This is a genomic window from Streptosporangium fragile (assembly GCF_039534445.1).
GTDB classification, from domain to species: Bacteria; Actinomycetota; Actinomycetes; order Streptosporangiales; family Streptosporangiaceae; genus Streptosporangium; species Streptosporangium fragile.
On sequence record NZ_BAAAVI010000005.1, the window covers coordinates 83277 to 104480 of the forward strand.

The window sequence follows — 21204 nt, forward strand, 5'->3', positions numbered from 1 at the left end:
GCCGTGCGGGGCCTCGGACGGCTCTCACCACCGCGTACGGGCCTCCCCGCGAGCCTTCCCGCCGGTCTTCCCGCGACGCGGGGGAGCCTCCCCGCGGTTCTCTCACCGCGGGGAGGCCCCGCGTGGCCTACGGGTTGACGTTGATGGTGAAGGTCGAGGTCGTGTTCCTGATGTTCTGGGCGTTGTCGCTCATCTTCAGGTTGTTGAACGTCACCGAGCCGACCGCCGGTCCCTGGCCGGGTTCCGGCAGTTCGTTGGCCCAGATGGCGAACCCGGACTTGGCGTCGTAGGCGTCCCCGCTCTTCCGGGCGCCGGTGATCGTGATGTTCGTGAAGATCGTGTCCTTGATCGGGTTCTCCGGCTGGCCCGGTGCCGAGTACTTCGTCTGGAACATGATGCCGTGGTATGTCGGGTCGACGATGTCCACGTCGCTCACCCGGATGCCCTGGAAGACCTTCGAGGCGGAGAAGACCCAGATGCCGGGGAAGGTCTGCGCGCCCCAGAAGTGACCGCCGGCGCGGACGATCGAGATGTTCTCGAACCTGGTCGGCGGGTCGGCCCCGAAGCCGTTCATCGGGTAGCCGAAGTCGAGTGAGCTGATCGTGATGCCGGAGTAGACGAGCGTGTCCGCGATGTAGATGTTCCGGAAGACGTTGTCGTACCCGCCGTAGACCGCGATGCCCGCGGCGCGCCAGGTCAGGGTGGTCGTCAGGTTCTCGTAGACGTTGCCCTTCATGTCGGCTCCGCCGGCGTCGATGGCGGAGAACAGCGCGAAGCTGTCGTCACCGGTGGCGCGGGCGTCGTTGTTGCTGACGAGGTTGTCCGTGCTGCCGTTGGTCATGTTGACGCCGTCGGCGAACATGTTGCGGATCCGGGAGTTCTTGATCGTCACCCGGTCGGTGTTGGCGCCCCAGTACAGGCAGACCATGTGCTCGTTCCAGATGTTGTCGATCACGATGTCGGTGATGTTCTGGAAGTCGAACACCTTGCCCGGGCCGTCGATGCGCGAGGTGTAGTTGCCGAAGTAGGCGAAGTTCGCGAACGAGGAGCCCTTCGCCGTGGCGTCCGCGCGGAAGCCGATGTCGGTGTTGTCCTGCGTCGTCGGCGCGTGGAAGCGGGTGAACCACGGGCCGGCGCCGACCACCTTCACCGCCTTGCCGTACACCTGGAACTTGCTCGCCGTCTCGTACGTGCCCGGCGGCAGGTAGACCCCGACGAGGTTGCCCGTGGGGTCCATGCGGACCCGGTCGAGCGCGTTCTGCACGTCCTGGTGGGCGAAGCCCGTGGGGACCGCGTACTTGGCGGGGTCCGGGTTCGGGACGGGCGAGACCTGCTCGGTGTCGATGAAGTCGATCGCGTAGGTCGTCGTGTTGGCCGGGTCCTTCTGCAGCCTGATCTTGCTGCCCGCCTCGACGGTCCGCCCCAGCATGATGTTGGCCTCGTCGTAGATGTGGCGTGGGCCTCCGGCGCCCGGCGAGTTGCCGGGGCTGGACTCGCTGCCGTACAGCCAGGCGTACTTCGAGGTCAGGTCGATGGCCTTGAGGAAGGTGCCGTCGACGTAGACGTTGAGGGTCGAGGAGATGCCGCCGCCGCCCGGGGCGTCCGGGATGGAGAACCGGGTGACGAGGGTGTTGGTGCTGGCCTTGGTGGTGAACTCGACGTAGCTGCCCGTCGTGTTCAGCGTCACCGCCCTGCGGCCGGAGGCCTCGCCCGCCGGGTCGCCGACGGTCCTGTTCGGGCCGACCACGGCGGCTCCGCCGCCGATGACGGCGTCCTCGGCCTCGTAGTGGTCGTACGGCATGTTCGCGCCGCGGCCGACGAAGAGCGGGTGCGTGCTGGTGTTGTTGGCGCGCTTGATCGGCAGCTCGTTGGCGTCGTCGGCGAGGACCACCTTGACGGTGTACCTGCCGTTGGCGGCCGTCCACGTGCCCAGGCTGATCGGGCCCGTGGTGGCTCCGGCGGCGATCGCGCCGGTGTGCGAGCCGGTCAGCGTGCGGACGACGGTGCCCTTGTCGTCGGCGACGGTCAGGGTGATGCCGTGGGCGCCGGACGCGGAGGCCACGGTGCCCTGGTTCTTGACGGCCACGGAGAAGGTGACCGTGTTGCCGGCGGCCGGGTTGCCCGGCGTCCAGCCGACGGACGAGGCGACCAGGTCGGAGCTGTCGACGGGCTTGACGACGAGCGGGGACGGGTGGGTGTGGGCGTTGTTGGCCTCGTTCTGCTCGATGACGGTGCCGGCCTCGTCGACCTTGGCGCTCAGCGGGTAGGTCCCGGCGTCGCGCCGGCCCGCGTCGGCCGTGACGGTGGCGCTCGCCCCGGGGGCGAGGGCGCCGACGGGGGCGGTGCCGGCGGGCGTGTCGCCCAGGTAGAAGGCGACGTTCGTGGCGCCGGAGCCCACCGTGCCGATGTTCTTGACGGTGGCCGTCAGCGTGACGGCGTCGGTCTCGACCGGGGAGGCCGGGGACGACGACATGCCGGTGACCGTCAGGTCGGGGTTGGGCGCCGGGGTGCCGATCACCTGGAACTCGGCGACCTGCCCGCCGGTGGCGCCGGAGTTGGCGGTGATCCGGAGCTGGACGTCGGCGGCCGTGGCGGTGACCGGGATGGTCACGGTGTTCCCGGTGGCCGGGTTGAAGGTGTACTGCGCCGCCGCCGACAGGTTGGCGAAGGACGAGGCGCTCTGCTCGCGGCCGAGCACCTGGATGGTCTGGGTGCGCGTCGCCCACTCGGCGGCGGGATTGAGCTTCAGCACGACCGCGGTGACGGCGGCGTTGGCGCCGAGCTTGACGGTCAGCGTGTTGGGATAGCTGCCCGCGTTGCCCTCCCAGTAGGTGGTCACGCTGTCGTCGTTGGCGTTCTCGGCGACGAAGGTGTGGATCGTGGACGAGGCGGTGATCGGCTTGCCGACGGCCAGGTTCGAGCCGCCGCCGGTCCCGTTGCGGGTGACGGTGTTGCCGGCGGCCGACTGGTTGCCCGCGGCGTCCCTGGCCTTGACGTGGTACGACACGGTCACGTTGCCCGGCTGCGTGTCGGTGTAGGTCAGCACGTTCCCCGCCACGCTCGCCCGCAGCGCGCCGTTGGCGTAGACGTCGTACCCGGTCACACCCACGTTGTCGGTCGACGCCGTCCACGTCAGCTTGATCTGCCCGGTCGCGGGCTCGGTGAAGGCCAGACCGCCCGGCGCGGTCGGCGCCTGCGTGTCGCCGGTGGAGCCGTCGCGGGTGACGGTGTTGCTGGCGGCCGACTGGTTGCCCGCGGCGTCCCTGGCCTTGACGTGGTACGACACGGTCACGTTGCCCGGCTGCGTGTCGGTGTAGGTCAGCACGTTCCCCGAAACACTCGTCCGCAGCGCGCCGTTGGCGTAGACGTCGTACCCGGTCACACCCACGTTGTCGGTCGACGCCGTCCACGTCAGCTTGATCTGCCCGGTCGCGGGCTCGGTGAAGGCCAGACCGCCCGGCGCGGTCGGCGCCTGCGTGTCGCCGGTGGCGGGCCCGTAGACCTCGAACTCGGACAGCTGCCCGGCCGGCCAGCCGGTGTTGGCCGTGATGTGCAGCCGCACGTACCGGGTGGTGGCCGTGTTGAAGGCGATCGTCACCGTGTTGCCCGCGGCCGGGTTGAAGGTGTGGCCCGCCGACGCGACGAGGGTGGTGAAGGCGGAGCCGTCGGCGCTGCCCTGCACGGTGAGGGTCTGGGTTCTGCTCTCCCAGCCCGCGGGCAGCTTCAGCACGAGCTTGTTCACGCCGACCGAGGCCCCGAGGTCCGCCTGGATCCACTGCGGGAAGGCGTCGTTGGCGCTCTCCCAGTACGTCGCCTGGTCGCCGTCGCCCGCGTTGCCCGCCCCGTACGGGGACGAGGAGCTGCTCGACGTCAGGGGCCTGCCCCGGGCGAGGTTGCCGGAGGAGTCGGCCGCGCCGTAGATCTCGAACTCGGAGATCTGCGCCGCGGGCCAGCCGGTGTTGGCCGTGACGTTCACCCGGATGTAGCGGGTGGTGGTCGCCGGGAAGTCGATCTTCACGGTGTTGCCCGAGGCGGGGCCGAAGGAGTGGGCCGCCGAGCCGACGATCGTGGTGAAGCCCGTCCCGTCGGCGCTCCCCTGGACCGAGAGCGTCTGGGTGCGGGCCTCCCACCCGGCGGGCAGCCTGAGCACGATCTGGTCGATGCTCGTGGCGGTGCCCAGGTCGATCCTGGCCCACTGCGGGAAGGCGTCGTTGGCGCTCTCCCAGTACGTGGCCTGGTTGCCGTCGTTGAGGTTGCCGGCCGTGTAGGCGCCGTTGGCGCTGCTGGCCGAGGCCGTCCTGCCCGCCGCCAGGTTGGGGCCGCCCGCCGCCGAGGCCGGGGGGACCGGCCCCGAGGTGATGAGCAGGCAGGCCGCGGCCGCCGCCGCGATCAGCCGTAACAGCAGGTGCTTCTTACGCATTGCGTTCCTCTATCCGTCGTCTGGAACGACTGGGGGGTGTCGCTCGGCGTGCCGCCGGCCCGGCTGGGGCGATCGGCGGGAGCTGCGAGGTGTGTGCACGTCGAACCTCCGGCGAGTCCCGGGAGGACGGCGTACGGGTCAGCGTCGACGGGGGCGGGCGGTGGGCGCCGCGATGGCGGCCGCCGGGGCGGCGACCGGCCGCGCGATGCCGGAGCCGACATCATCTGGGGCCTCTCCGTGAAGTGGGGTGCAAGGCATGACGGGCCCATGCCAAAACTTGCGGAGATAAGCAAGAAATCAGATGTAGCTTTGCAAAAAACTTACATTGAGATGACCAAAGGTTACATATGCGCTACGGGCACGTCAACGGCCCGATAAGCCCCGCTCATCGGGGATCGCGGCGTTTTTGAGGATCCGGGGCCTTCCGGCCGGTCCGGCCGGTGCATCGCGGGCGAACGCCGGCTCCGGCGGACCGGCCCCCCATTGCCCAACCTCGGGTATGGACGTACATTACGTTCATTACGTACTTAACGATATTCAAGGGTGACGCATGGCTGAGATGAGCCCGAAGGAGAGCGAGTTCGTCGATCGGATGGGCCTGGTCATCGAGAGGCTGGGCGGGCCACGGACCATGGGACGGATCTACGGATGGCTGATGATCTGCGATCCGCCGCACCAGTCGCTCACCGAGCTCGCGACGGCGCTCGGGGTGAGCAAGGCCTCGATCAGCACGGTGGCCCGCCAGTTGCAGGAGGCCGGGATGATCGAACGCTTCCCCGCACCGAACCGCCAGCACCGGTACCGGATCACCCCCGGCGGATGGGCCCGGGTTCTCCGGGTCCAGCTGGCCGGGGTGCGGATGGGCCTGGAGACGATCGAGTTCGGCCTGTCGGCGCTCGGGGCGGACCGCCCCGAGCAGCGGGCCCTGCTGGAGGACTCCCGTGACTTCTTCACCTTCATCGAGTCCGACGCCAACGAGCTCACCCGGCGATGGGAGCGATACCGCAACACGGCCCACGGCCACGACCCCGATGATGGGAGCGGCGGATGAACGCGGAAAAGATCGATGTCACCGGCCTGAACGACGACGGAATCACCTGGACGTTGCTCGCCACCCTGTACCTGCGGGCGTGGGAGAGCCGCGCTGAGCGGCCGATCCTGGGCGACCACCACGCGGCCGAGGCGCTCGACCGCATCGACTACGACTTCGCCACGCTCGAGAGGCGCCTGCGGCCGCGGAGCAACCAGTTCCTGGTGGCGCTGCGCGCCCGGCGGCTCGACGACTGGAGCGCCGCCTTCCTGGCCCGGCACCCGGACGCCACCGTGCTGCAGCTGGGCTGCGGGCTGGACAGCCGGATGCTCCGGCTCGACCCGCCGGCCCCGGCGCGCTGGTTCGACCTGGACGTTCCCAAGGTCATCGACCTGCGCCGCCGGCTCTATCCCGAACGCGACCGTTACCGGATGATCGGCGCTTCGGTGACCGATCCCGACTGGCTGCGGCAGGTGCCCGCCGATCGGCCCACGCTGATCATCGCCGAGGGACTGCTGCCCTACCTCCCGGGAGGCGACGTCCGCCGGTTGCTCCAACGGCTGACCGACCACTTCCCCTCGGGGGAGCTGCTCTTCGACGGGATGGCCCCCTGGGTGACCCGGATGATCAAGGTATTCCACTGGGGCGTTCGCGACGGCCGGGAGATCGAACGGTGGAACCCACGGCTCAGGTGCGTCGCGCAGGTCTCCTTCGGGGCCGGGTACGAGAGGATCCCGGTACGGCGCTACCGCCTCGTGTACCGGCTGGGGAACGGCATCCCCACCTGGAGGAGGATGTCGCAGCTGTTCCGGTTCGCGTTCTAGGAACGGCGGTCGCCCCACCCACCGGGCCACCGCTCGGGCACCCGGACCGGAAGCGATCACTCCCGCCCGGCAGGACCACGGCGTGCTCCCGCCGGGCGCGCCACCCCGGCGTCGAAGGCCCCCGGCCCGCCGCCGCCCCGCGGGGTTCCGCCCGTGACCGGCCACCGGCTCGCCAGGGGGCGGTCCGGGGTCGGCGTCCTGACGGTCGAGGTTCCGTCCTAACGGTCGAACAGGCGGAGCCGGTGCGCGGTGGCCGCGGCCTCGCCGCGCGAGGAGACACCCAGCTTGGCGAGGATGTTGGAGACGTGCACGCTGGCGGTCTTCACCGAGATGAACAGCTCCCCGGCGATCTCCCGGTTGCTGCGCCCGCTCGCCACCAGGCGCAGCACCTCGTGCTCGCGCGCGGTGAGCCCGAGCCCGGTGCCCTCCGGGGCGGGCCCGGCGGCGAGCGGGAGCCGCGCCCGCTTGGCGAGGGAGCCGATCTCGGCGGCCAACGGCGCCGCACCGAGGTGGCCGGCGAGACCGGCCGCCCGTGACAGGCATCGGGCCGCCTCGTCGCGCTCCCCCGCGGCGACGGCGGCCTCCGCGGCACGCAGCAGGGCGCGGGCCTCGGCGTACGGCTGACGCAGGGCTGCCCAGGCGGCGACGGCCGCCTCACACGCCTCGCGATCGGGCGCGCCGGAGGCCCGGGCCGTCTCCACCGCGAAGGCGAGGCTGTGCGCCCGCTGGAGATCGCCGTCCACGGTGAGCTTGCCCGCCACGGCTTGCAGCTCGGGCAGGAGCGGCCCGGCCAGCCGGACGGACGCGACGAGGACCGGCCACGCGTAGCGCGGACCGGCCGTCAGGTCTCGCTCCGTCAGGACCCGCTCGATCAGCGCCGGGCCCTCGTCGCTGCGGCCGCGCGCCGCCAGCAGCTCGATCTCCCTGCGGACGTGCGGCAGCACCGTCTGGTCCCGGAAGACACCGCGGGCGATCACTGCCCCCGCGGACCGGAAGAGCGCGCCGGCCCGGTCGAGGTCGCCGCGGGCCAGCGCGATGTCGGTGGCGAAGCCCTCCAGGCTCGCGCGGTGGGGCGGGGGCGGGACAAGCTCCAGGGCGTGCTCGACGACCTCCAGCGCCTCGTCCCAGCGGCCGAGCGAGACCAGCGGCTCGGCGAGGTTGATCGAGAGGAAGGCGCCCGACGTGCGGGCCACGCCGTACGCCTCGGCGTCGGCGACGCCCCCGCGGGCGACCCCGGCGGCCTCCTCGTGCCGTCCGGCCCCTTCCAGCGCGTCGGACTCGGAGATGGCCGCCCGCATCAGCGCGTTGTAGGAGCCGGCTCGGGCGGCGATCTCCCGCGCCCGCGCGAACGCGGGGGCCTGCGACTCGATCCGGGAGTGACGGCACCGGGCCCAGGCGAGCGTGACCAGCGCCTGGGCCTCGGTGCCGGCGTCGCCCACCCGGCGGGCGACGCCCATGGCCTCCTCGGCCAGCGCCTCCTTCTCCGCCCAGTCGTCGGGGGCGCAGAGCAGGCGCGCCAGGTTCTCCAGCACCTGGGCGCGGAGCGAGGTCGGCGGCTCGGCCGGCACGAGCGCGGCGGCGGCGCGCAGGTCGTCGATGGAACCGGCCCGGCCGAGGTCGTACCCGACCAGGCCGCGCTGTCTCAGGAGCCGGGCCGCGCGGATCGGGTCGGTGCCGGTGTCGATCTCACGCAGAGCCGCCTTGGCCAGGGCGAGGCCGCGCTCGAACTCCCCCGCCAGGTGCGCCACGGTGACGGCCTGGCGGAGCACGTCGACGTGGTCGGCCCCGATCCGCTCCGCGGCGTCGGGAACCCTCTCCCACAGTTCGAGCACCCGGTCGAGCATCCGCAGCTGCTCGTCGTAGGCCGCCGCCTTCCTGGCCGCCGCCGCCGCGTGCCAGGCGCTGATGAGCGCCCACAGGGCGTCGTGCGCGGCGTGCCAGTGGTGGGCCAGCTCGATGGCCCCGCGCGGGGCGGGGAGAAGCCCGGGGTTGTCCTCCAGGGCCTCGGCGAAGCGGGTGTGCAGGCGGGTGCGCTCGCCGGGCAGCAGGTCGTCGTGGACGGCCTCGCGGATCAGGGCGTGCCGGAAGGCGTAGCCGTCGCCGTCGACCACGAGCACGTTGCCCGCGACCGCCGGACGCAGCACGCGGGACAGCTCGGTGTCGTCGACCCCGGCGACCACCGCGAGCATGGCGTGCTCGATCCGGGCCCCGCCGGCGCTGGCCACCCGCAGCAGCTCCTGGGTCTCCTCCGGCAGGCGCTCGACACTGGCCAGCAGCAGGTCGCGCAGCGAGTCGGGCAGGGCCTCGCTCCCGCCCCCGCTGAGCAGCGCCTCGACGAAGAGCGGGTTGCCCTCGCTGCGCGTGTAGATCAGATCCATGGCGCCGGGGGCCGGCGGCCCGCCGAGGATGCCCCCGGCCTGCCGGAGCACCTCACGCCGGCTCAGCCTGCGCAGCTCGAACCGGGTGACCCAGTCGATCCGGCCGAGCTCGGCCAGGAGCGGGCGGAGCGGATGGGTGCGGTGGAGCTCGTCGGTCCGGTAGGTGACGAGGGTCAGCAGACGCGCGTCGGCGCGCTGGTAGCGGACGAGGAACGAGAGCAGGTCGCGGGTGGAGCGGTCGGCCCAGTGGGCGTCCTCGACGACCAGGACCGTGGGGCGGGCCTCGGCGAGCCCCTCCAGCAGGCCCAGCACCTGCTCGAAGAGCCGGGCGCGGGCCTCGGCCCCCTCCTTCTCCGGCTCGCCGAACTCGGGCAGCAGCCGCGCGAGCCCCCGCGTCGCCCCGCCGGGCACCAGCGCCGCCACCCCGTCGTGCCCGAGGTCGCGCGCCAGGGTGCGCAGCACCGCGGTGAAGGGCGCGAAGGGGAGACCGTCGGTGCCCAGCTCCAGGCAGCCGCCGACGAGCACGCGGGCGTCGCCCGCGCGCCCGGCGAACTCACGGACGAGACGCGTCTTGCCGACCCCGGCCTCGCCCCCGACGAACACGGTCGACGCCGACCCGGCCCGCGCCCTGGCGAGCGCGTCGGTGAGGACGGCGAGTTCGTCCACGCGCCCGACGAACAGAGGGCTCACGGTGTGGGCTGTCACGCCCCCAGAATGCCATCGGCGACCGACGTTTCACGCCCCCGAACCGGAGCAGGCGGGCGTACCGTGCCCACACCGTGGCCGCGCCTGACATCGGGACCACCTCCGGATCCTCTCGTGAGGATCAAGGATCACCGCGCCGGGACGGGCGTTCCAAGGGCCGTTGGCCGTTCCGGGACGGGACGTTGGACCCCCGCCCCGCACCCGGCGAAAGTCCCCGGCGGGCGGGCCCTCCGGCCCTGCCGCGAGCGCGCCGCCCGGACGAGCGTGGACGGCGAAACCCCGACCATGGAGGTGTGTCGTGTCCTCGCCCCTCGCCACTGATCTCGGAGTCCGCCGGCTGCTGACCGCCGCCGGGCAGGCACCGTCGGTGCACAACACCCAACCGTGGAGGTTCAGGGTGGTCGGCAGGGAGGCGATCGAGCTGCTGGCCGACCGCGACCGGTGGCTCCGGGTGAGCGACCCGCGCGGCCGGTCCCTCCGCGTGAGCTGCGGAGCCGCCCTGTTCAACCTCCGCCTGGCGGTGCGGGTGGCCGGGTGGGAGCCGCTCACGCGGCTGCTGCCCTCACCCCAGGAGCGCCCGGACCTGCTCGCCACGGTGCGCGTGCCCCGGGCCAGCCGGCCCTCCCGCGCCGAACGCGACCTGTACTCGTTCATCGGCGTGCGCCGCACCAACCGGTACCCCTACGAGGACCGGAGCGTGCCGGGCGAGGTCCTCGACGACCTGCGCACCGCCGCGTCCGCGGAAGGCGCCGCGCTGTTCACGACCGACCCCGCCGACCTGCTCGACTACGTGGCGATCGCCGAGGAGCGCCTCGCCGCCGACCGAGGCTACCGGGCCGAGCTGGCCGCGTGGACGATGCCGAAGGCGCGTCACGACGGCGTACCCGGCTACGTGCAGGGGCCGCGCGGCGCCAAGGACCCGTCCCCCACCCGCGACTTCGGCCGGCACGAGCACACCGCCCGATTCGAGCCCCACCCCCAGCTCGCGGTGCTCGCCACACCGGGCGACGGCCCGCGCGACTGGCTGCGCGCCGGCCAGGCCCTGCAGCGGGTGCTGCTCACCGCGACGATGCACGGCGTGTCGGCGTCGTTCCTGAACCAGCCGCTCGACCTGCGGGACATCCTGCGCCGCACCGACCCGCGCCACCCCCTCGGACACCCACAGATGATCATCAGGTTCGGGTACGGCCCGTCCGTGCCGCGCGCTCCCCGCCGCCCCGCGACGGAGCTGGAGATCACCTCAGCCTGACGGGCGCGACCGGCGACCCAAGCCCCTCCGCATGGAGCCCTCAAGGCACTTCAACTCGGCGCCAAGTTCCATAAGTGAATGACATGCGTCTTCCGCCTCCGTTCCGGAAACACCTCTCCCCGAGGTCGTCCCGCCGACGCCGAAGTGGCCTTGAGAAGCCGTTGACCTGCGGACGCGGGCAAGCAGGCCTGCCCCGTCACGTGGATCGGAGACCCGGGGCGCCCATACCCGTGAACGTGCCGGGCAGGTGATCCGCGCCAGACGTCCGGAGCCAGTGGGCCTCCTCTTCCTCTCAAGCGGATCACAAGGTCTCGCGCCGACAATCAGGACGCCCTTTCACTGACAAGGAGCAGTCATGCGAAGGTTCAAGCGCCTGTGCGCGGCGGTACCCATCCTGGCCGTCCCCATCCTCTCCGTGCCGCTGACCGGCACGGCGGAGGCTCTGCGCATCGCCGACCGCTGCGGACCGTTCTCCGGTGAGACCTGAGCGACCCGTCCCCCGTTCCCGGACGGAGATCTCCGCAGCCGCCGGGTGACGGGCACCGACGTCACCCCTCGGCGCTCAGGGCGCCACGATGGCGGCGCAGACCCGGCGTCCCGGCAGCCTCATGCCGACCGCTACTCCGGGAATCGAGATGAGAACGTTCTCATCCCTGTGTGGGAAAGCCATGCGAACGCTCACGCATCTGTGCGTGCCGGCCTTCACCACGGCCCTCCCCGGTCTCTCCGTGGTGTCCGCCGACATCGTGAAGGGCGCCTGCCGGGGCGACCACTGCCGCAGGCGCGGGTGGTACGCGAGGGCGAACGGCAGCCGCGCCACACATACCGACTCATCACATTCCACATAAAGGAGAACAAATGTCTACACCCGGTTACGGCCCGCAGCCCGACGCGCGCCCCGTGCCCCCCTCCGTCGACGCCGTCGTGGTCGGCGCCGGCCTGTCGGGGATGTACTTACTTCACAGGTTCCGCGAGATGAAGCTGTCCGCCATCGTGTTCGAGGTCGGCAGCGACGTCGGCGGCACCTGGTACTGGAACCGCTATCCCGGAGCCCGGGTGGACGTGGAGAGCCTGGCGTACTCGTACTCGTTCTCCGAGGAGCTCGAGCAGGAGTACGAGTGGCAGGAGCGCTACCCAGACCAGCAGGAGATCCTGCGGTACGCGCAGCATGTCGCCGACCGGTTCGACCTGCGCAGTGACATCTTCCTCGATACGCGCGTGCAGGCGGCCACGTACGACGAGCACGGCAAGACCTGGCTGGTGCGCACCGAACGCGGGGACACCGTCACCGCACGTTTCCTCGTCATGGCCACCGGCTGCCTGTCGGCCTCGAAGCTGCCGGAGATCCCCGGCCTCGATCGTTTCGGCGGCGCCGCCTACCACACCGCACGCTGGCCGCACGAGGGCGTGGACTTCACCGGCATGCGGGTCGGGATCATCGGCACCGGATCATCCGGCGTGCAGGCGATCCCCGCCATCGCCGGGCAGGCCGCCGATCTCACCGTCTTCCAGCGCACCCCGGCCTACAGCCTCCCGGCCCATAACCGCAGGCTGCGGCCTGATGAGATCGCCGACATGAAGGCGAACTACCGAGCCTTCCGCAAGGCCCAGAGGGAGTCCAGATTCGGCGTACCCGCGGAGACCCCGACGAAGTCCGCTCTCGAGGTCACCGACGAGGAGCGCGACGCCGTCTTCGAGCAGGCCTGGGAAGAGGGCAACCTGGGCGGTCTCCTGAACACGTATGCCGACGTCCTCGTCGTCCGGGAGGCCAATGACACGGTGAAGCGGTTCGTCCACGGCAAGATCCGCCAGATCGTCAAGGATCCGCAGACCGCCGCGGACCTCTGCCCCGAGTACCCCTTCGGGACCAAGCGCCCCTGCATGGATACCAACTACTACGAGACGTACAACCGCGAGAACGTACACCTGGTCAACCTGCGGCGCACGCCCATCATGGAGATCACCGAGAAGGGCGTCCGCACTTCCGACAAGGAGTACACGTTCGACGCGATCGTTTACGCGACGGGGTTCGACGCGATGACGGGAGCGCTGACGAACATCGACATCCGCGGACGGGGAGGGGTCTCGCTCAAGGAGGCGTGGAGCGCCGGCCCCCGCACGTACCTGGGGATCAGCTCCGTGGGCTTCCCGAACATGTTCACGATCATCGGTCCGGGTAGCCCGTCGGTGCTTTCGAACATGATCGTCTCGATCGAGCAGCACGTCGACTGGGTGGCCGATGCGATCGAGTACCTCGGTCGCCAGGGCCTCACGGCGATCGAACCTACCCAGGAGGCCCAGGACGCCTGGGTGGACCACGTCAACCTCGTCGCCAGCCTCACCCTCTTTCCCACGGGGGACTCCTGGTACTTGGGGGCCAACGTGCCGGGCAAGCCGCGGGTGTTCATGCCCTATGTCGGCGGTGTCGGGGAGTATCGCAAGAAGTGCGACGAGGTCGCCGTCCGGGGCTACGAGGGTTTCACCCTCTCCGCCTGACCTGCTGGGATTCGCCGACCAGAGCGCCCTTGAGGCGGGGTAGACAGCCGCCGGCTCCCCGGAGAGGCCGATCCCCCCGCCTGCCGACGGCGACCGCCCTGACCACCCGACGAAGCACTGTCAGTACATCGGCGGGGCGACGGCCACGTCGTCCCCGCGGTGCCGCAGCTCGGAGACGACGTCGACGACGCCCTCCAGCCGCCGGACGGCCTCGACGAGGCGGACGGCCTGCGAGGCGCGCCCGACCTCGCCGCCGAGCCGGACCGCGCCCCGCTCGATCTCGACCGTCAGCCCGTCCAGGTCCTCCCCGGCCACGTCGCGGATCGTCTCGCGGATCTCGGCCAGCAGCTCCGCGGCGGGCCGTTCGAAGACCCGCAGCAGGTCTCCCTGGTGCACGGTGCCGACGATGCGCCCGGTCACCGGGTCGATCACCGGGAGCTGCCCGATCCTCCTGTCGTGCATCAGCCGCGCCGCGTCCCGCACGGACGTGCCCGGCGTCACGGTGATCGCCGGCGAGGTCATCAGCTCCATCGCGATGGATCCGGCGGCCTTCTCGTGCTCGCGCCGCCGCGCGGCGCTCTCGAAGATCGTGGTCCGGTGCCGCACCGGATCCGTCTCCTTCAGCAGCAGGTCGTCCTGGGACACCACGCCGACGGGGCGCCGGTCCGCGTCGACGACCGTGACGGCGCCGACGGCGTAGCGCTTCATCATGTCGAGGATGTCGGCGAAGTGCGCGTCCTGCCGGACCGCGATCGGTACGCGGCCCATCACGTCACTGACCTTGATCGGCATGTTCCTGCCTCCTGTTCCCCTGGGGACGACCGCGTCGGCGCGGCGGACGTCCCCATCCCACCGCCGGCGGGCACGGCCTCCCAGAGCCGGAGGTCCCGGAAATCCGCGCGCGAAGACCGGGCCGTTGGTCCCGGTGCCGGGCCACCGGCGTCGGACATGACGGAAGCATGACGGGAGCACGGCTTGCGGCGCCGCCGGCGTCCGGGCGGCGCCCGCCGGGTCATCCGGGTGACGCCTCGCCGAGCGGCACGCGCCAGCACAGCGAGGACCCTCCGCCGGGACGGGGCTCGAACGTGAAGGCGCCGCCGAGGCTCTCGGCCCGCTCCTGGAGGTTGCGCAGCCCGCTGCGGCGCCCGCCGGGGCGGGGGCCGACCCCGTCGTCCTGCACGAGGAGAGTCAGCTCGCCGTCTTGGGCCTGCACGGTCACGTCCACGCGGGAGGCGCGGGCGTGCCGGACGGCGTTGGACAGGGCCTCGCGCAGTACCGCGAGCAGGTGCTCGGCCAGCCGCGGCGACACCTGGTTGTCCAGTTGCCCTTCCAGCTTCAGGCCCGGCATGAAGCCCAGGTGACCGCGCCCCGCCTCGACCAGCTCGACGACCTGCGCCCGCAGGCTCGGCGTCTCGGCGTCGCGAGGCGCCTGCAGGGCGAAGATGGTGGAGCGGATCTGCCGGATGGTCTCGTCCAGCTCGTCGATCGCGCTCTGCAGCCGGGAGGACGCCTCCGGTCGGTCCACCAGCCGGACGGCGCTCATCAGCGTCATCGCCACCGCGAACAGGCGCTGGATGACCACGTCGTGCAGGTCCTTGGCGATACGGTCGCGGTCTTCCAGCAGGCCGAGCCGCTCGGCGTCCTTGCGCCGCTCGGCCAGTTCCAGGGCGATGGCGGCCTGCCCCGCGAAGGCGTGCAGCATGCGCACCTCGGCCTGGTTGAACGGGATGCGGCCCTGGCGCTTGCCCAGCGTCAGCACGCCGCGGACGGCCCCCGCCGCGCCGAGCGGCACGGCCGCCGCGGGCCCGGTCGGGACGTCCCCGTTCAGGACCGACGACGTGGCGCTCTCCGCGAGGTCGGTGACCATGACGGGTTCCCCGCCGGTGAAGGCGAGCCCCCCCAGGGTGCCTTCGACGACCGTCTCCGCGTGACCGAGCCGCTGGGCGTCCACACCGTCCACGTCCACCACGAGGAGGTGCTCGCCGGTCCTGTCGGGCAGCATGATGGCCGCCACGTCGGCGTCGGCCATCTCACGGGCCCGGTGCGCCATGAGCGTGAGCACCTCACCGGGCTCGGCCCCGGACAACAGGCTCGTGATGATCTCCGAGGAGGCGCGCAGCCAGGTCTCCCGGCGCCGTGTCTCCTCGTACAGGCGGGCGTTCTCGATCGCGACGCCGGCCGCGGTGGCGAGCGCCACCACGATCGCCTCGTCCTCCTCGTCGAACTCCCCGCCGCCCCGTTTCTCGGTGAGGTACAGGTTGCCGAACACCTCGTCGCGCACCCGCAGCGGAACTCCCAGGAAGGATCCCATCGGGGGGTGCCCGGGCGGGAAGCCGTAGGACTCCGGATGATCGGAGATGCGCGCCAGCCGCAGTGGCTCCGGCTTCTTGATGAGCAGGCCGAGAAGCCCCAGCCCGTGCGGCCAGTGCTCGATCTGGGCGATCTCCTCCTCCGTGAGGCCCACCGGGATGAACTGGATCAGCGTGTGCTCCTGGCCCACCACCCCCAGCGCGCCGTAGCTGGCGTCCACGAGCGTGGTGGCGGTCTGTACGATCCGCCGCAGGACCGTCTCCAGATCCAGGTCGCTGCCCACCGAGACCACCGCGTCGAGCAGGGCGTGGACGCGGTCGCGGGTGGCGAGCACCGCTTCCAGGCGGACCTGGAGCTCGGCGAGGAGTTCGTCCAGACGCATGTGGGGCAGGAGCGAGCGAACCTCATCGTGGGTCACATGGGCAGTCTGCCATCGCCACCGCGCGGTGCCCACCGTGAGGGGCGGGGAAGACCGGGGGCCGCGATCCGCCGACGGCCCGCGTCCGCGACGCCGATCTCGCCCCGGGCTCGCCGGACCTGTCCGCTGTGATGGATGCGGTGGCCGCCATCTCCATCCCTTGCCCGTGGCCCGCCCCCTCTGTAGTTGTCAAGGTTCGCGGGCTTCTGCGTGCCGCCGAGGAGTTCCTGGCCGACTCGCCCGCCGACGTGGGCCACTACGAGCCGCTCGTCAAAGGGCTGCGCCTCGGCGACTTCGAGGGGGACACGCTGCTCCACGCCGACCTCCACGCCGGCAACCTGCTCGTCGGGCGCGGCAACGCGCGGGTCGTCGACTGGTCGCTCGCCTGCCGGGGCGCCCCCTGGGCCGACATCACCCTGCTGATCCCGCGGCTGATCGACGCCGGTCACACACCCGCCCAGGCCGAGCAGGTCGCCTCCCGGGTGCCCGCGTGGGACTCGGCTCCGGCTGACACGATCACCGCGCTGGCCGCCACCCGGGCTCTGTTCGCCGCGCGGATGGCCGGGGTCGGCCCGGCACATCTGCGAGCCAGACGGCTCCGGACGGCCGCAGCGTGCCAGGCGTGGGTGGAGTACCGCACCGGCTGACATCCGACGCGACGAAACGCCCCGCCCGCACTCACGGAGGAGGAGCGGAGCTTCGCCGTGTCAGGCCCGGACGGCTTCTCGCGGCACCGTGCGGGCCCGGTGCCGTACGGGCTGAGGCATGGGCGCCGGACGTGGATGAACGACGGCGGGATCAAGCAGGCGCCGAGGGCCGGGCGGATGGGTCATGAGGGCCCGTCGGCGTCGGCGGTCTACGGGCACATCACCGAACGTGTGCGGAGCGGCCTCAGCGGGCTGCCGACAGGGCTGTGGGAGGAGGGCTTGGCCTGAGCGGGGCCCGGATCCGTCATCGGTCGTCGGTCGCCTGTGCCGCGCCCCGGACGTGGCCCTGCGGGCGACACGCCGGAGGGCCACCACCACGATCTTGTTCTCCCGGGAATCTCCCACGGGGGCCGTCGGACGCGGAAGAGCCCGGCGGACTGTGTAGTCCGCCGGGCTCTGACCTGCTGTTTCGTGCTGTGGGCGATACTGGGATCGAACCAGTGACCTCTTCGGTGTGAACGAAGCGCTCTCCCGCTGAGCTAATCGCCCGCCCTGTGCGGCCCCTCTCGGTGCCGACGTGAGAAACCATACAGCAATCCGCGAGCACTCGCGAAGCGAGACTCCCGGTCAATATGATCTTGGAGGGCGACACGGTCGGGAGGCAAAGGTCCGGGGATCCATCCGGTGGGGGGCTACGGTGTCATAGCATCATCCTGATCCGGAGAAGAACCCGTACGACCCGGGCTCGACCCGAATCGCCCGAGACGCCCTACCCGGGAGTCGACGGTGACCAAAACGAGACGCAAAACCCTTGCAAATACGGCCCTGTTGGTGATGTTTAGCCAGGTAGATGCCCAAATGTCGCGCTGTGATGTGTGTTACAGAAGGGCGTGGAGGCGGAATCTTTCCTACAGGTTTCTTCGTTCCGCGTGGTAGCTCAGGCGGGACGAAGCCGTCAGAGCAGTGAAAGCCCCGAAGAGGGGACCGACGACAAAAAAGGTTTGGCTGACGATGAACAGCGCCACCGTCTCTGCCGAGCTAGGCCTTCGGCTTGTGGTCCCCGACCGTACCACCGTCCCCCTGCTCGCCGGACTCAGCTACACGGCCGATGACCCGTACGCGATCAGAATGGCCTTCCATGTGGGGAACGACGAGCCGGTCGAGTGGATCTTCGCCCGCGAGTTGCTGACTGTCGGCATCGTGCGGCGAGTGGGTGACGGAGACGTGCAGGTTTGGCCCGCGCGCGCCGACGGCGAGCGCACCCTGCACATCAGTCTCACGTCGCCGTTCGGACAGGCCCTGTTCGAAGTGCCGCTGGCTCCGCTCACGGAGTTCCTGCACCGCACGTACGAACTGGTCCCGGCCGGTCGCGAGACCGACTTCATGGATCTGGACGCCGAGCTCAGCAACATGCTCTGGAGTTCCTGACCCCGCCCCTCCCCCGCGCAGCACGACCCCTCCCCCACGGCCGCGAGACCGCCCCTTCCGGCGAGTCCTCCTAGGTTCCGGAACGGAGCAGGCGCCGCATCCTGGCGATCTCGGTGCCCTGCCCGGAGAGGACGTCCTTGGCGGTGGCGATCATGACCCGGTCGGTGCCCTCCCGCAGCTGCCGCCCGGCCATGGTCATCGCCGCCTCGTGATGAGCGATCATGAGGGTCAGGAAGAGCCGGTCGAAGGCCGCTCCCCTGGCCGCTCTGAGCTCGTTCATCTGCGCGGGCGTGACGGTGTGGTCCTCGTGCCCGCCCGGCGGGCGGCCGAGCGCCCGCAGCCACGACGTCATGGCGGCGATCTCGGGCCGCTGGGCGGCGGTGATCCGCTCGGCGAGCCTCCGCACGGCCTGCGACGAGGTCCGGTCCAGGACCAGCCCTGCCATCTCCAGGGCCTGCCGGTGGTGCGGGATCATCTCCTCGGCGAACCTCACGTCGGCCGCCGTGACCCGTGCCTCCGACTCGCCGAGGTTCTCGCCCGGTTTCGCCGTGCGGCCGGCCTCGCCGGGCCCGCCGGGCACGATCACGGGCGCGCCGGAGCCGGCGACGAAGGCCGCGGGGCGCTCGGTCTCGGCGCCCGTGCAGGCCGCGAGGAGGAATACCGGCAAGATCATCGCGATACCCTGACTCGTCGGCCGTATCCTCCGCATAGCTTTAATAATGCGACATAAGAACCGATCCGCTGGGGGCACCGTGCGATCTACCGTGGCATTCGGCCTTGCTGGGCTGCTTCTCATCGCCGGATGCGCGGGTGACCCCACCCCCTCTGCTCCGCAGGCCGCCGCCACCTCGGCCGGGTCCGTGTCCGGCGGCGGCGCCTCCACCGCCTCGGCGGACGTCAGCCTCAGCGCGAACGTCAAGCACCTGGCCAACGTGCCGCACCAGGCGCCGCTCAACGGGCCCCAGGCATGGGGCACGGACCTGGCCTTCCAGGGCGACTACGCGTTCGTCGGCAACTTCGACGGCTTCAACGTCTTCGACATCTCCGACCCGGCCAAGCCGTCCATGGTCAGCCAGGTGCTCTGCCCCGGCGAGCAGAACGACGTCTCGGTGACGGGGAACCTGCTGTTCCTGTCGGTCGACACCGCGCGCGGCGGCCCGGAGTGCGACGCCGGGCCGGGCCGGGGCGGGGCGGACGACTGGGAGGGCATCCGGATCTTCGACATCGCGGACAAGGCCCATCCCCGGTTCCTGTCGGCGGTCCGCACCGACTGCGGCTCCCACACCCACACCCTCGTCCCCGGCGAGAACGCGGACAAGGTCTACCTCTACGTCTCCTCCCCCGGCCCCGAGCCGGGGACGCCGAGCTGCCCGGCACCGCACAACAAGATCTCCGTGGTCGAGGTGCCCGTGAAGACGCCGACCGACGCCAGGGTCGTCTCCCAGCCGGCGCTGGCCCAGGAGACCGACGAGAACGAGTTCTACACCGGCTGCCACGACATCACGGTCTACCCGGAGAAGAACCTGGCGGCCGCCGCCTGCTTCGGCGACGGGATCCTCATGGACATCACCGACCGGGCCAACCCCACGGTCCTCCAGCACGTCAAGGACGAGGAGAACTTCGCGATCTGGCACTCGGCGACGTTCAACAACGACGCCACGAAGATCGTGTTCGGCGACGAGCTGGGCGGCGGGGTGAGCGCGACCTGCGACTCCGGCACTCCGAAGACCAAGGGCGCCAACGCCGTGTACGAACTCGGCGCGGACCGCCGTCTCAAGCTCCTCGGCTACTTCAAGATCCCCCGCGAGCAGACGTCCGAGGAGAACTGCGTCGCGCACAACGGGTCGCTGCTCCCGATTCCCGGCAAGGACATCATGGTCCAGGCCTGGTACCAGGGCGGGGTGTCGATCTGGGACTTCACCGACGCGGCCCACCCGAAGGAGATCGGCTTCTTCGACCACGACCCGGTCCAGGGCGTCGGCGGCTCCTGGTCGGCCTACTACTACAACGGCCACATCTACTCCAGCGACATCACCAAGGGTCTGGACGTGCTCCGCATCGACGACCCGCTGACCGACCCGGCCAAGAAGGTGAAGATCACGGAGCTGAACGCGCAGACCCAGGTGTCGTACTAGCGCGTTCCGCACCGCGTCCCGGGGCCGGGCGGACGCCCCGGACGCGACCCTGCCGGCCGGTACGGCGGCACCCGCCCGCGACCGGCCGACGTCGTCCGGGAGCCCGGCGGCCCGTGGCCCGCGCCCTCGGCCCGGACGTCCACCGGCCGGCCCCGCTCACACCGCCGCTCAGGTGACCGGCCGGGCCGCCCGTACGCGGCGCACCCGGGTCTCGGGCGTCCCCGCCCGCCGGGGCGGCGATCCGCCGGTTTCCGTACGGCTCGTGAAGGCCGTACGGAAACTCCTGAGGGCCGTACGACTCCTGGAGGGCCGCACGGAACCCGGCGGCGGCCCTCAGGGGTCCAGGTCGGCCGCCGAGCGCTCGGCGAAGACCTGCATCGCCTTGGCCGTGATCGGGCCGGGCGCGGCCGGCAGCACGGTCTGGTCGACCGCGCGGATCGGCTGGACGTCACGGGTGGTGGAGGTCAGGAACGCCTCGTCGGCCTCGTACAGGGCCGAGAGCGGGACGTCCTCCTCCGTTCCCCCGCACCACTCCAGGGTCAGGGCGCGGGTGACCCCGGCCAGGCAGCCGGCGGCGAGCGTGGGAGTGATCAGGCGGCCGTCCCGGACGATGAAGACGTTGCTGCCGGTGCCCTCGCACAGGTCTCCCGCGAGGTTGCCGAAGATCGCCTCGCCGCCGCCCCTGGCCCTGGCGTGGAACAGGGCCTTGGCGTTCTCACCGTAGGAGGTGCTCTTCACCCCGGCGAGCGCGCCGCGCTCGTTGCGGGGCCAGGGCACGACGGTGACGTCGGCGGTGGCCGGGAACGGCTTCTGCTCGTCGACGATCACCACGGTGGTGCAGCCCTGGTTGCCCCGGTCGGAGCCGAGCGGCCCGGGGCCGCTGGTGTAGGTGACCCGGATGCGGCCCAGCGGCCACGGGGGCGCCTCGGCCAGGCAGGCGCGTACGCCGGCGGCGATCGCCTCGACGTCGGGCTCGGGCAGGTCCATGCGCCGGGCCGAGAGCCTGAGCCGGTCGAGGTGGCGGGTGAGCGCGAACGAGGCGCCGTTGACGCACTTGATGGTCTCGAACACCCCGTCCCCGACCATCAGGCCGTGGTCGAACACCGAGACGGTCGCCTGATCCGGGGGGATCAATGCTCCGTTGACCCATACGGGTACTTTCAT

The 21204-nt window shown here is 71.3% G+C and carries 14 protein-coding genes and 1 tRNA gene; 8 read left to right on the top strand and 7 right to left on the bottom strand.

Translation table 11 applies throughout. The annotated features are described in order from the left end of the window. Positions 1-127 precede the first annotated feature (127 nt). Positions 128-4420 (bottom strand): discoidin domain-containing protein, encoded by a 4293-nt coding sequence (locus ABD841_RS05110; RefSeq protein WP_344968361.1) that lies wholly within the window; start codon positions 4418-4420, stop codon positions 128-130. A gap of 550 nt (positions 4421-4970) precedes the next feature. On the opposite strand from ABD841_RS05110, the gene ABD841_RS05115 reads away from it, so the two are divergent. Both ABD841_RS05115 and ABD841_RS05120 read left to right on the top strand, forming a co-directional pair. After that, complete coding sequence (locus ABD841_RS05115; RefSeq protein ID WP_344968363.1) at positions 4971-5471, top strand: GbsR/MarR family transcriptional regulator; 501 nt, start codon at positions 4971-4973, stop codon at positions 5469-5471. Beyond that, positions 5468-6274 carry a class I SAM-dependent methyltransferase gene (locus ABD841_RS05120; protein WP_344968364.1) on the top strand — a complete coding sequence of 269 codons (807 nt, stop codon included), beginning with the start codon at positions 5468-5470 and terminating at the stop codon, positions 6272-6274. The genes ABD841_RS05115 and ABD841_RS05120 overlap by 4 nt, the downstream gene beginning before the upstream one ends. A gap of 218 nt (positions 6275-6492) precedes the next feature. Here ABD841_RS05120 and ABD841_RS05125 read toward each other — a convergent pair whose 3' ends face one another. Then, positions 6493-9357: an ATP-binding protein gene (locus tag ABD841_RS05125; protein ID WP_344968366.1), complete on the bottom strand. Its 2865-nt coding sequence runs from the start codon at positions 9355-9357 to the stop codon at positions 6493-6495. Between the two features lie 298 nt (positions 9358-9655). On the opposite strand from ABD841_RS05125, the gene ABD841_RS05130 reads away from it, so the two are divergent. The 3 genes from ABD841_RS05130 (at position 9656) to ABD841_RS05140 (ending at position 13102) form a co-directional block, all read left to right on the top strand. Continuing rightward, positions 9656-10606: an Acg family FMN-binding oxidoreductase gene (locus ABD841_RS05130; RefSeq protein ID WP_344968368.1), complete on the top strand. Its 951-nt coding sequence runs from the start codon at positions 9656-9658 to the stop codon at positions 10604-10606. Between the two features lie 355 nt (positions 10607-10961). Next, positions 10962-11093, top strand: a complete 132-nt coding sequence (locus tag ABD841_RS05135; protein ID WP_344968370.1) for a hypothetical protein — start codon at positions 10962-10964, stop codon at positions 11091-11093. Positions 11094-11464: 371 nt separating this feature from the next. Continuing rightward, the gene (locus ABD841_RS05140) at positions 11465-13102 is read left to right on the top strand and encodes a flavin-containing monooxygenase (RefSeq protein ID WP_344968372.1); all 1638 of its coding nucleotides are present in this window, start codon (positions 11465-11467) and stop codon (positions 13100-13102) included. A 120-nt stretch (positions 13103-13222) separates the two neighbouring features. On the opposite strand, the gene ABD841_RS05145 is transcribed toward ABD841_RS05140, so the two are convergent. After that, positions 13223-13894, bottom strand: coding sequence for a CBS domain-containing protein (locus ABD841_RS05145; protein WP_344968374.1), 672 nt, complete (start codon positions 13892-13894; stop codon positions 13223-13225). Between the two features lie 220 nt (positions 13895-14114). Continuing rightward, the gene (locus ABD841_RS05150) at positions 14115-15794 is read right to left on the bottom strand and encodes a sensor histidine kinase (protein ID WP_344968536.1); all 1680 of its coding nucleotides are present in this window, start codon (positions 15792-15794) and stop codon (positions 14115-14117) included. Between the two features lie 176 nt (positions 15795-15970). Between ABD841_RS05150 and ABD841_RS05155 the strand changes: the two genes are divergently transcribed. Next, entirely contained in the window at positions 15971-16477 is a 507-nt protein-coding gene (locus ABD841_RS05155) for a phosphotransferase family protein (RefSeq protein WP_344968376.1), read from the top strand. A 477-nt stretch (positions 16478-16954) separates the two neighbouring features. On the opposite strand, the gene ABD841_RS05160 is transcribed toward ABD841_RS05155, so the two are convergent. Further along, a tRNA-Val gene (locus ABD841_RS05160) sits at positions 16955-17026 on the bottom strand. A gap of 462 nt (positions 17027-17488) precedes the next feature. Here ABD841_RS05160 and ABD841_RS05165 point away from each other — a divergent pair. Continuing rightward, positions 17489-17905 (top strand): SsgA family sporulation/cell division regulator, encoded by a 417-nt coding sequence (locus tag ABD841_RS05165; protein ID WP_012892610.1) that lies wholly within the window; start codon positions 17489-17491, stop codon positions 17903-17905. 70 nt (positions 17906-17975) lie between these two features. On the opposite strand, the gene ABD841_RS05170 is transcribed toward ABD841_RS05165, so the two are convergent. Next, the gene (locus ABD841_RS05170) at positions 17976-18578 is read right to left on the bottom strand and encodes a DUF305 domain-containing protein (RefSeq protein ID WP_344968378.1); all 603 of its coding nucleotides are present in this window, start codon (positions 18576-18578) and stop codon (positions 17976-17978) included. A gap of 91 nt (positions 18579-18669) precedes the next feature. Between ABD841_RS05170 and ABD841_RS05175 the strand changes: the two genes are divergently transcribed. Further along, positions 18670-20040 carry an LVIVD repeat-containing protein gene (locus tag ABD841_RS05175; RefSeq protein ID WP_344968379.1) on the top strand — a complete coding sequence of 457 codons (1371 nt, stop codon included), beginning with the start codon at positions 18670-18672 and terminating at the stop codon, positions 20038-20040. 333 nt (positions 20041-20373) lie between these two features. Here ABD841_RS05175 and ABD841_RS05180 read toward each other — a convergent pair whose 3' ends face one another. Further along, positions 20374-21204, bottom strand: coding sequence for an aminotransferase class IV (locus ABD841_RS05180; RefSeq protein WP_344968381.1), 831 nt, complete (start codon positions 21202-21204; stop codon positions 20374-20376).